General features: G+C 71.0%; 9 protein-coding genes. 3 read left to right on the plus strand and 6 right to left on the minus strand.

The window, feature by feature from the left end; all coding sequences use genetic code 11:
* Positions 1 to 261: 261 nt before the first annotated feature.
* From pflA to AB0E94_RS46875, 3 genes are read right to left on the minus strand one after another with little or no spacing between them, the layout of a single operon-like run.
* A complete protein-coding gene (gene pflA, locus AB0E94_RS46865) occupies positions 262 to 996 on the minus strand; it encodes a pyruvate formate-lyase-activating protein (protein ID WP_360341211.1) in 735 nt (244 codons plus the stop codon).
* The gene (gene pflB / locus AB0E94_RS46870; RefSeq protein ID WP_360341214.1) at positions 993 to 3,251 is read right to left on the minus strand and encodes a formate C-acetyltransferase; all 2,259 of its coding nucleotides are present in this window, start codon (positions 3,249 to 3,251) and stop codon (positions 993 to 995) included. Before pflB ends, pflA begins: the two co-directional genes overlap by 4 nt.
* Before the next feature lie 8 nt (positions 3,252 to 3,259).
* Positions 3,260 to 5,227, minus strand: coding sequence for an ATP-binding protein (locus AB0E94_RS46875; RefSeq protein WP_360341217.1), 1,968 nt, complete (start codon positions 5,225 to 5,227; stop codon positions 3,260 to 3,262).
* Between the two features lie 97 nt (positions 5,228 to 5,324).
* Between AB0E94_RS46875 and AB0E94_RS46880 the strand changes: the two genes are divergently transcribed.
* Together AB0E94_RS46880 and AB0E94_RS46885 are read left to right on the plus strand one after the other, a co-directional pair.
* Positions 5,325 to 5,720 (plus strand): ATP-binding protein, encoded by a 396-nt coding sequence (locus AB0E94_RS46880; RefSeq protein ID WP_360341220.1) that lies wholly within the window; start codon positions 5,325 to 5,327, stop codon positions 5,718 to 5,720.
* Between the two features lie 11 nt (positions 5,721 to 5,731).
* The gene (locus tag AB0E94_RS46885) at positions 5,732 to 6,061 is read left to right on the plus strand and encodes an STAS domain-containing protein (protein WP_360341223.1); all 330 of its coding nucleotides are present in this window, start codon (positions 5,732 to 5,734) and stop codon (positions 6,059 to 6,061) included.
* Here AB0E94_RS46885 and AB0E94_RS46890 read toward each other — a convergent pair.
* Together AB0E94_RS46890 and AB0E94_RS46895 are read right to left on the minus strand one after the other, a co-directional pair.
* Positions 6,029 to 7,633: a methyl-accepting chemotaxis protein gene (locus AB0E94_RS46890; RefSeq protein ID WP_360341226.1), complete on the minus strand. Its 1,605-nt coding sequence runs from the start codon at positions 7,631 to 7,633 to the stop codon at positions 6,029 to 6,031. The genes AB0E94_RS46885 and AB0E94_RS46890 overlap by 33 nt on opposite strands.
* A 73-nt stretch (positions 7,634 to 7,706) precedes the next feature.
* Positions 7,707 to 8,891 carry a GAF domain-containing sensor histidine kinase gene (locus AB0E94_RS46895; RefSeq protein ID WP_360341229.1) on the minus strand — a complete coding sequence of 395 codons (1,185 nt, stop codon included), beginning with the start codon at positions 8,889 to 8,891 and terminating at the stop codon, positions 7,707 to 7,709.
* 194 nt (positions 8,892 to 9,085) lie between these two features.
* On the opposite strand from AB0E94_RS46895, the gene AB0E94_RS46900 reads away from it, so the two are divergent.
* Complete coding sequence (locus AB0E94_RS46900) at positions 9,086 to 10,249, plus strand: response regulator (RefSeq protein ID WP_360341232.1); 1,164 nt, start codon at positions 9,086 to 9,088, stop codon at positions 10,247 to 10,249.
* A gap of 11 nt (positions 10,250 to 10,260) precedes the next feature.
* Here the strand turns inward: AB0E94_RS46900 and AB0E94_RS46905 are convergent, their stop codons facing one another.
* Positions 10,261 to 10,662 (minus strand): Hpt domain-containing protein, encoded by a 402-nt coding sequence (locus AB0E94_RS46905; RefSeq protein WP_360341235.1) that lies wholly within the window; start codon positions 10,660 to 10,662, stop codon positions 10,261 to 10,263.
* Positions 10,663 to 10,709: the final 47 nt, after the last annotated feature.

Here is a 10,709-nt window from a genome sequence, read left to right on the forward strand (position 1 = left end):
GGGGTTCCGGCCGTCGCTGGCGGTGGTTTTGGGCCCGGGTTTCCCGTGGTGGGCGACGGCTGGGGGTTCCGGCCGTCGCTGGCGGTGGTTTTGGGCCCGGGTTTCCCGTGGTGGGCGACGGCTGGGGGTTCCGGCCGTCGCTGGCGGTGGTTTTGGGTGTGGGTTTTCCGTGGTCAGCGACGGCTGGGGGTTCCGGCCGTCGCTGGCGGTGGTTTTGGGTGTGGGTTTCCCGTGGTGGGCGACGGCTGGCGGTCTGGGGGTTCAGTAGACGGTCAGGTTGTGGGTGCGGAACTGGGCTCGGACACGGTCCAGCAGGTCGGGGGAGGGTGCCGGGGTGCCGGCCAGCGGGAAGGGCTGGTTGAGGGCGGCGTACTTGGCGGCGCCCAGCCGGTGGAACGGGAGGACCTCCACCCGCTCGACCGTCGGGATCGAGGCGGCGATCCGGGCGACGGCCTCGACGTTCGCCACGGCGTCGGTCAGGCCGGGGACCAGGACGAAGCGGATCCAGATCGGGATGCCACGATCGGCCAGCCGGTGTGCGAAGTCGATCGTCGGCTGGAGCGTGCCGGTCCGGGTCACCTGGTGATAGGTGTGCTCGTCACCGGACTTGATGTCCAGGAGCACCAGGTCGGTCACGTCCAGCAGCTCGTCCGACGCCTTGGCGCCGAGGTATCCGCTGGTGTCCAGGGCGGTGTGCAGGCCTTTCTCGTGGCAACGGGTGAAGATCTCCCGTACGAAATCGGGCTGTTGAAGTGCCTCTCCGCCGGAGAGGGTGACGCCGCCCCGCGCGACCTTGATGAAACGCTCGTATCGCGAGATCTCGGTCATCAGCTCGTCGGCGTCCATCACGCGCCCGCTGCGGCGGTACCAGGTGTCCGGGCTGTGGCAGTACTGGCAGCGCAGCGGGCACCCGGCCAGGAACGCGACGAATCGCGTCCCCGGCCCGTCGACGCCCGTCGAGACGTCGAACGAGTGCACACTCCCGGTGATGGTCACAGCGAGCCGTGGAAGGTCCGCGAGATGACGTCGCGCTGCTGGTCCCTGGTGAGCCGCACGAAGTTCACCGCGTAGCCGGACACCCGGATGGTGAGCTGCGGGTACTTCTCCGGGTGCGCCATCGCGTCCTCCAGCGTCGCCCGGTCGAGGACGTTGACGTTCATGTGGAAGCCGTGCCCGTCGGTGTAGCCGTCGAGGACACCGACCAGGTTGCCGACCTGTTCGTCCTTGGTGCGGCCGAGACCGTCCGGGGTCGAGGTGATGGTCAGCGAGATGCCGTCGCGGGCGCTGCGGTACGGCAGTTTCGCCACCGACAGCGCGGCCGCCACCAGCCCGTGCTTGTCCCGGCCGTTCATCGGGTTGGCGCCGGGCGCGAACGGCTCGCCGAGCCGCCGGCCGTCGGGTGTGTTGCCGGTGTGCTTGCCGTAGACGACGTTCGACGTGATCGTGAGGACGGACAGGCTGGGTTCGGCGCCGCGGTACATCGGCTGCCGGCGGATCTTCTCCATGAACCGGTCGACCAGTTCCACCGCGATCGAGTCGACCCGGTCGTCGTTGTTGCCGAACGTCGGGTAGTCGCCGTCCACCTCGTAATCGACGACCAGCCCGGTCTCGTCGCGGACCGGCTTGACCTGGGCGTGCTTGATCGCCGACAGGCTGTCCACGGCGACCGAGAGGCCGGCGATGCCGGTGGCCAGGAACCTGTGCACCGGGTAGTCGTGCAGGGCCATCTCGAGGCGTTCATATGCGTACTTGTCATGCATGTAGTGGATGCAGTTGAGTGCATCAACATAGATCTCGGCAAGCCAGTCAAGTGTCCGGTCGTAGGCCTCGAACACCTCGTCGTAGTCGAGCACGTCGGCGTTGAGCGGGTGCGACGCCGGCGCGACCTGCGCGCCGCTGATCTCGTCACGTCCGCCGTTGATCGCGTAGAGCAGCGCCTTCGCCAGGTTCGCCCGGGCGCCGAAGAACTGCATGTCCTTGCCGACCCGCATGCCGGACACGCAGCAGGCGATCGCCGCGTCGTCACTGAGGTAGGGGCGCAGCAGGTCGTCGTTCTCGTACTGGATGCTGCTGGTGTCGATGCTGACCTGCGCGCAGAACCGCTTGAACCCCTCGGGGAGCCGCTGCGACCAGAGGACCGTCATGTTCGGCTCCGGCGCCGGGCCCAGGTTGTAGAGCGTCTGCAGGTACCGGAAGCTGGTCTTCGTGACGAGCGGGCGGTCGTCGGCGCCGGGGTTCGAGGAGGACGTCATGCCGCCGATCGACTCGGTCACCCAGGTCGGGTCGCCGGAGAACAGCTCGTCGTACTCCGGGGTGCGCAGGAACCGGACGATCCGCAGCTTGATCACGAAGTCGTCGATCAGCTCCTGGGCGAACTCCTCGGTGATCCGGCCCTCGTCCAGGTCACGGGCCAGGTAGACGTCGAGGAAGGTGGAGGTGCGCCCGAGCGACATGGCCGCGCCGTTCTGCTCCTTGGTGGCGCCCAGGTAGGCGAAGTACAGCCACTGGACGGCCTCCTGCGCGGTGGTCGCCGGGCCGGAGATGTCGAAACCGTAGGACGCGGCCATCTGCTTCAACTCGTTCAGCGCCCGGATCTGCTCGGAGAGTTCCTCCCGGTCGCGGATCACGTCGGCCACCGAGCGCCTGTCGTTCAGCGCCCGCTTGATCTCGGCACGAGAGGCGATGAGCCGGTCCACGCCGTAGAGAGCGACCCGCCGGTAGTCGCCGATGATCCGGCCGCGGCCGTACGCGTCGGGCAGGCCGGTGATGATGTGCGAACGGCGGGCGGCCAGCACGTCGGCCGGGTAGGCGTCGAAGACACCCTCGTTGTGGGTCTTGCGGTAGGTGGTGAAGACCTTCCGGACGTCCGGGTCGAGTTCGCGGCCGTACGCCTCGAGCCCGCCCTCGACCATCCGCAGGCCACCGAACGGCATGATGGCCCGGCGCAGCGGCGCGTCGGTCTGGAGGCCCACGATCAGCTCGGACTCGCGGTCGATGTAACCGGGGGCGTGCGCGGTGATCGTCGACGGCGTGCTGGCGTCGGCGTCGTAGATGCCGTTCGCGCGCTCCACGGCGAACATCTCGGAGAGCGTCGCCCAGATCCCGGTGGTACGGGCGGTCGGCCCGGCCAGGAAGGCGGCGTCACCGTCGTACGGCCGGACGTTGTCGTGGATGAACCCGGCCACGTCGATTCCGGTGCGCCACGTCGTGCCCGCGAATCCGCGCCACGCGTCCATGTTTCCTCCCAGCATGACCCCTCCTAGTGGTTCCCTCCCAGCGTCTCGTCCCGGTGTTCCCGGCGGGCAGGGCCAGAGGTCCCGGACCGGCGGGGAAGGCGGACCGTGGCGACCGTGCCGCCGCCGTCGTTGCCGCTCAGCGTGATGGTGCCGCGGTGCAGTTCGACGATGGCCCGGCTGAGCGCCAGCCCCAGCCCGGCGCCGGGGATGCCGCTGTGCCGGGCGTTGGTGGCCCGGTAGAGGCGGGCGAACAGCCGGTCCCGTTCGCCGGACGGGATGCCGATGCCGGCGTCGCTGACGGTCAGCACCGCGGCGTCGTCGTCGGCGGTCAGGGCGACGTGCACGGTGGCGCCGTCCGGGCTGTACTTGACCGCGTTGCCGATCAGGTTCTCGGCGACCTGCCGCAGCCGGGCCCGGTCGCCGGGGATCACCAGCCGGGCCGGCAGGTCGGTACGGATCGGCGCGTCCGGCAGCGCCTCGGTGACCACCGCCGCCAGGTCCACGTCGCCGACCGTGAGCTGCGCGTGCCCGGCCTCCAGGGCGGACAGGTCGAGCAGCCGTTCGACAAGCGACCGCAGCCGGGCGTTGTTGCGCTCGATCACGCCGAGCAGCTCACGGACCTCGCCGACGGTGGTGGTGTCGTCCTCCTCGGCGATCAGGTCGGTGTACGTGCCGATCGACGTGAGCGGGGTGCGCAACTCGTGCCCGACCAGGGCGATGTACTCGCCGATGCTGGCCGCCAGCTGGTGCGACAGCTCCTCGGCCCGGCGTCGTTCGAGGTAGCCGCCGATGTGCCCGGCGATGCCGCTGAGCAGCACGGTCAGGGCCGGGTCGGGTTCCTGGTGCTCGACGGTGAACGAGCTGAGCACGCCGATCACGTTGTCCGCGCTGCGGACCGGCACCGCCACCGCGGCCCGGTAGTGGTCGGCCTCCACCGCGACCGGCAGGTCCGGGGCGGCCAGGTCCGGCACCCAGATCGGCTCGCCGCTGGCCCAGCACGCTCCGGCCAGGCCCTCGCCGCGGTTGAGCACCTGCGGCAGCAGGATCGGCGGGGCGCCTTCGGCGAGGTGGGTGGCGACCGGGCGCAGGCGGTCGCTGACCGGATCGACCAGCCACAGCCGCAGGTACGGCCACCCGAGCTCACCGGAGATGGCCCGCAGCACCTCGGTGCCGGCCCGGTCCGCGTCCGGGGCGTGCACCAGCGCCTTGAGCACCTCGGTCTTGCAGCGCTCGTACTGGTGCTGGTGGTGCTCGGCGGTGACGTCGTGGACGGCCGCGACCGCGCCGAGGATGTTGCCGCTCGCGTCCCGGACCGGCCGCGCGTTGATCGCGAACCAGCGGCGCCGGTTCTGCCGGTCGTGGGCCAGCACCCCGTCGTGCCGCAGTTCCTCGCCGCCGAGCGCCCGGTAGAGCGCCACCTCGTCGGGCGGCAGCGGGGTGCCGTCGTGGCGGCGCAGCCCGAACCGCTCGGCCCAGTCCCGGGCCGGCACGCCCAGGCTCTCGTCGCCGAAGAAGTCCCGTACCGCCTGGTTGATCACCACGAGCCGGCCGTCCAGGTCGCAGGCCACCACGCCGGCGTCCAGGCTGCGCAGCAGGGCCTCGGTGAAGGCCGGGTCGTGCCGGGGCGGCGGCGACTCCAGGCAGGTGCGCAGGGTCTCGGAGAGCTCCTTGACGCTGAACGGCTTGGGCACCACGGCGTCCGCCTCGGCCGACGCCAGGGTGGTGTCGCCGGGCGGCAGGTAGGCGGTGATCAGCACGACCGGGACGGTGGCGGTGGCCGGGTGCTCGCGCAGCGCCCGGCACATCCGGATGCCGTCCAGGTGCGGCATGTCGACGTCGGCGACGACCAGGTCGGGGCGGTCGGCGACGGCGGCGGCCAGCCCTTCCCGGCCGTCGCCGGCCAGGGTGGCGGTGTGCCCGAGGCGGCGGACCACCTCGGCGATCACCGCTTGATGTTCCGGGTTGTCCTCGACGACCAGCACCGATGCCATGTCGCCAGCCTAAATCATGATAAATCCGGCAGAGGTTTCGTCGACGAGGGAAGGCGGGTACCGTCCAGCCGCAGATAAGCGACTCTCGGGGTTTTGCATGAGTGAGCTAACCGCCCACCTGGACGTCCCACTCGACCGGGGCGCCCCCGCCGCCGCCCGCCGCGCGGCGACCGCGGTGCTGGCCGGCTGGGGGTTCCGGGATGCCGACTGGCTGGACGCGGCCGCCGTCGTGGTCAGCGAGCTGGTCACCAACGCGGTCCGGCACGGCGGCGGCTGTGTGGCGCTGGCGCTGGAGTCCCACGACGATCGGGTCACCGTGTCGGTGGCCGACGGCTCGTCGGTGGTCCCGCGCCGCCGCGATCCCGACGACGCCGGCGGCCGCGGCATCGCGCTCATCGAGGCGCTGTCCGAGGGCTGGACGGTGGAGAACTACCGCGGCGGCAAACGCGTCCTGGTCCGCCTGACGACCTGCCCCCGCGGCGGTGCGGCATGAGCGGTGCGGCCATGCGGATAGTGCGGCTCGACGACGGCGGCAGCACCCGCCTGATCCTGCGCGGTGAGCTGGACCTGGACACCGGCGACGACTTCGCCGAGCAGGCCGCCCGGGTGCTCGCCGACCGCCCGGCCGAACTGGTCGTCGACCTCGGCGGGCTGACGTTCTGCGACTCGTCCGGCATCGACGTGCTGATCACCGCCCAGCAGGCCGCGGAGCGGGCCGGCATCGGGTTCCGGGCGACCATGCCGCACGGCATCGTGCTCCGGTCCCTGACCGTCACCGGGGTGCTGCCGGTCCTGACCGGCTCAGATCGAGAACCGACCGGCGGACGCCCGTAACCGGTCGGCCAGCGTCTGCACGTCCTCGGCGGTGCGGGCCACCTCGCCGACCGCCTCCCGGCTGGACGCGGTGCCGTGCGCGACGCTGGCGATGCTGCTGGCGATGTCGGTGACGCCGTTCGCGGCCTCGCTGACCCCGCGGGTCATCTCGCTGGTGGTGGCGCTCTGCTCCTCCACGGCCGACGCGATGGTGGTCTGGAAGTCGCTGATCTGCTCGATGATCCGGCTGATCTCGTCGATCGCGGTGACCGCCTGACCGGTGTCGCTCTGGATCGCGGCGATCTGCTGGGAGATCTTCTCGGTCGCCCGCGCGGTCTCCTGGGCCAGGTCCTTGACCTCGCTGGCGACCACCGCGAACCCCTTGCCGGACTCACCCGCGCGGGCCGCCTCGATGGTGGCGTTCAGCGCGAGCAGGTTGGTCTGCGACGCGATCGCGGTGATCGTCTCGATGACGTCGCCGATCTGCGCCGACGACTCGCCGAGCCGGTTGATCGTCTCGCTGGTGGCCCGGGCCGCGGCGACCGCGTCGGCGGCGACCTGCGCGGCCTCGGCGGCGTTGCGGGAGATCTCGGTGATCGCCGAACCCATCTCCTCGGTGCCGGCGGCGACCGTGTGCACGTTTCCGGACACCCCGTTGGCGGCGGCCGCGGCCATCCCGGCCTGCTGGTCGGCTTCGGCGATGGCGCTGTCGATCTGGTGGCTGACGCGGCGCATGGTGTCCGAGGCGTCGGTGAGCCGGCCGCCGTTCTCGACGATCTCGGCGACCGTGGTCTTCACCCCGGCGACGGCCTCGTCGACGGCCCGGGACATGACCGCGACCTCGTCGCTTCCGGTGGTGTCCGGGCGGACGGTCAGGTCGCCGCGCGCCATCCCGCGCAGGACCTCGACCAATCGGCCCACCGGGCCGGTGACGCTGCGGGTCACCGCGACCGTGCAGAGGACCGCGGCGATCACCGACAAGACGAAGACCACGATCATTACGGTACGGAGATACGCCGCCTCGTCCTGCGCCTCCTGTGCCGCCTTGTCGGCCCGGTCGACCACCGACGTGACCAGGCTGCCGGTCACCGTGATGATCTCGTAGTAGACCGCGTAGCTGTCCTTGAGCAGCAGCGCGTCGCCCTCGTCGACCCGGCGCGCGGCGTACAGGGCGACCATCTGGTCGTCGGTCGACTTGAACTTCTCCCACAGTTCGCCGAGCTTGGCGAAGTCGGCGCGCTCGGTGACGGTCATGGTTGCCGTGTCGGTCTCCGCGAGCAGCTTGGTGAGCAGGTCGAAGTCGGCCTGGAAGCCCTTGCGGTTGTCGGCGTCCGGGCTGACCGCCTTCACCGGGTCCATCCGGCGGGTGTCCCACACATAGGCGATCTGCCATCCGGAGATGTCGCCGTTGTAATACTTCTGCTCGTCCACCTGATGCATCAGGTGCAGTAGCTTCTGAAGCCGGTCAGCCGACTCCGACTGCCGGGTCAGACCCCACGCGCCGATGCCGACGGCCACCCCGAGCAGGACCAGCACCATCGAGAAGGCGCCACCGAGACGCCCGGCCAGCCGCATCCGCCGCAGAATCGCCATCGAGTTCCCCCGCTCGCCGCAAACCTCCCGAACCTCCCATCGGCAGGCCCGGTGCGGCACTGAGGGGCAAAGCTCACTTCGGGACGGTCATCCTGGCGCGGGTGCCCCGGCCGGGCCCGGCCGACTCGATGGTGAGCAGGCCCTCGTGTGCCCGCATGATCCGGTCGGCGATGCTCAGGCCCAGCCCGACACCGGGAACCGCCTGCTCCCGGGCGTACTGGCCGCGATAGAACCGTTCCGCCACGTGCGGCAGTTCCTCCGCCGGAATGCCGGCGCCTTCGTCGAGGACCTCGAGACTGCCCGCGGTCACCCGGACGGTCACCGTCTGCCCGGTGGCACTGAAGATCACCGCATTGCGTACGAGGTGCTCGGCCGCCTGACTGAGCCGGGTGAAGTCGCCCGGCACCGAGAAGGGCCCGGGCCCCGACTCGATCACCAGCGGCACGTCCCGCTGGGAGGCCTGGCCCCGGCACGACGCCATCGCCGCCTCGGCCACCGCGACCAGATCGGTGCTGGCCCGCAGCAGCGGCAGGGGCGCGGCCGCCGGGCGGGTGCCGGCCAGCAGGTGGTCGACCATCCGGACCAGGCGTTCGCCGTTGCGCTGGATCGGGTCGATCAGCCGCCGGTAGGGCGCCAGCTCCTCGTTGTCGACCAGCAGTTCCAGGTAGCCCTGGATGGTGGTGACCGGGGTGCGCAGCTCGTGCGACACGGTCGCCACGAAGTCCTCCTCGCGGCTGATCGCCCGGGACAGCTCGTCACCGATCTCGGCCAGCAGCTGCCGGTTGCGCAGCGCGGCCAGATGGCCGGCGGCCTGCCCGGCCATCGTCTTGAGCAGTTCCAGCTGCCGGTCGCCGACGGTGCCCGGCTTGTCGTCGAGCACACACAGGCTGCCGAGCGCGTGCCCGTCCTCGTCGATCAGCGGCACCCCGGCCCAGAACCTGATGTTCGGCGCCCCCTGCACACACTCCCAGGTGCGGTAGTGCGGCTCGGTGAGGGTGTCCTCGACGACCAGCGGCTCGCAGGTGTCGACGACCCGCCCGGAGAACGAGGTGGCCAGCGGCCCGCCGTCGCCGGGAACCCCGGTCTTGCCGGCGAACCACTCCCGGTCGGCGTCGATCAGGGTGACCGTGGCCATCGGTGTGCCGAGGACGGCGCCGGCCAGCCGGGTCAGCTCGTCGAGCACGACCGGGCGCGGGGCGTCCAGCAGGTGATAGCTGTGCACCGCCGCGAGGCGGGCGTCTTCCCCTACTGCGCTCACATCAGTATCCGTTTCTCCGACGACAGCCGACGGGTTCCCCGCCGTGGCTCGGGTTCGCATTTCGGCCGTCCGCGGGAGCCGGTTGAGAGTTCCGCCGGGTGGAAATCCGCCCCCGGCCAACCCCTCAGCCGACGGCCGGATGAGGCGATAGGGAGCCACGAAGCACCAAGGCCGGTCAGTCGAAGGAGGGCACCATGCGGACCGAGCTGTACCGGTCGGGCGACGCCGATAACATGAAGAAGCCGACACTGCTGCTCGTCGATGACGACGACGTGGTGCTGGAGACCCTCTCCATCCAGCTGGGCCGGGACCATCGGCTGCTGATGGCCGGGGACGCCGAGCAGGCGCTCAAGCTGCTCGCCGCGAACGACAACGTCGCCGCGGTGGTCAGTGACGTGCGGATGCCCGGGATGGACGGCATCGCCCTGCTGGGGAAGATTCAGCAGGACTACCCGGACGTGGTCCGGATCCTGCACAGCGGCCACGGCGACATGAAGACCGTGATCGCCGCGATCAACTCCGGTGGTGTCTACCGGTACCTGGCCAAGCCGGCCAACCGTGCCGACATCATGGACGCGATCAAGGGCGCGGTCACCCGCCACGATCACGCCATGGCCGAGCGCAAGATGGTCGACACCACGCTGAAGACCAGCGTGCAGGCCCTCTTCGGGATCCTCGAACTGTCCAGCCCGCTCGGGTTCGCCCGGGCCGGCCGGATCCGCAAGCTGGTCGGCGAGCTCACCACCGCCCTCGAACTCGACGGGCTCTGGGAGATCGAGGTCGCCGCGATGGCCTCGCAGATCGGCGCGGTCAGCGTGCCGTCCGAGGTGATGAGCAAGCTCACCGAGGGCGCCAACCTCACCCCGGACGAGCAGAAGGCCGTCAACGGGATGCCCGGCATGGTGCTCCCGCTGATCAAGGACATCCCGATGATCGAGGACGTGGTGTCCACGGTCCGCGGGCTGGCCGGCGAGAAACCCCCGCCCGGCGGCTGGTCGCCGCTGGTCGAGGGCGCGATCAGCGTGGTCCGCACGGCCATCGAGTACGACACCGCGGCGGCCCGCTCCAGCTCGCCGGCGATGGCGATCACCACGCTCACCCGGGCCGGCACCTGCGCCCCGCACGTGCTGGCCGCCCTGCGGCAGGTCAAGGGCGTGGAGAGCCCGGTCGCCGGCAGCACCCAGGCCTACGCGGTGGCCGACCTCCAGGTCGGGATGCGCCTGGCCCAGGACGTCATGGCCACCAACGGCCTGGTGCTGATCGGCAGCGGAACCGTGGTGACCGAGGCGATGCTGGACCGGCTGGTCAACTTCTCCCGCGTGGTGGGTCTGGTCGAGCCGGTGCTCACCGCGGCCTGACCCAGGCGACATCAGGGCAGCCGCTCGAATTCGAGCGTCAGCGCCCGTACCGCCCGCAGCGCACCGTCGGTCTCGGCGCGCAGGCGATCTCCCGTCGGGCCGGGGTCGGAGACGGCCCCGGCCCGCGCGGCGTCCTCCACCCGCGAGCAGATTGCCGCCAGACCGGCGGCGCCGATGTTCGCGGCCGACCCCTTCAGGCTGTGCGCCTGGTCCCGGACCGGGCCCGGGTCGCCGGCGTGCAGAAGCCGGACCAGCTCGTCCGCCGCGAGAGGGGCCTTCGCGGCGAACGAACGGAGCAGCCGGAGAACCAGGGCCGTCTCGGCCGGCGACGGGGTCGGCTCGACGAGATCGGCGAGGCGGGCCCGTACCCCGGCCACCCGGGCCAGGTCCTCCGGCTGCGTGGCGGTCTCCATCCGCTCATGGTGCGCCCGGATGGCGGAGATCAGGGGTATTTTGGCGT

The sequence above is a fragment of the Actinoplanes sp. NPDC026670 genome (assembly GCF_040638175.1).
Classification (GTDB): domain Bacteria; phylum Actinomycetota; class Actinomycetes; order Mycobacteriales; family Micromonosporaceae; genus Actinoplanes.

What these genes read in the sequence shown, in the direction of transcription:
- AB0E94_RS46880 (WP_360341220.1), top strand. Translation starts at nt 5,325, where the DNA reads ATGAGTGAGCTAACCGCCCACCTGGACGTCCCACTCGACCGGGGCGCC.
- pflB (WP_360341214.1), bottom strand. Translation starts at nt 3,251, where the DNA reads ATGCTGGGAGGAAACATGGACGCGTGGCGCGGATTCGCGGGCACGACG.
- AB0E94_RS46900 (WP_360341232.1), top strand. Translation starts at nt 9,086, where the DNA reads ATGCGGACCGAGCTGTACCGGTCGGGCGACGCCGATAACATGAAGAAG.
- AB0E94_RS46875 (WP_360341217.1), bottom strand. Translation starts at nt 5,227, where the DNA reads ATGGCATCGGTGCTGGTCGTCGAGGACAACCCGGAACATCAAGCGGTG.
- AB0E94_RS46905 (WP_360341235.1), bottom strand. Translation starts at nt 10,662, where the DNA reads ATGGAGACCGCCACGCAGCCGGAGGACCTGGCCCGGGTGGCCGGGGTA.
- AB0E94_RS46885 (WP_360341223.1), top strand. Translation starts at nt 5,732, where the DNA reads ATGCGGATAGTGCGGCTCGACGACGGCGGCAGCACCCGCCTGATCCTG.
- AB0E94_RS46890 (WP_360341226.1), bottom strand. Translation starts at nt 7,633, where the DNA reads ATGGCGATTCTGCGGCGGATGCGGCTGGCCGGGCGTCTCGGTGGCGCC.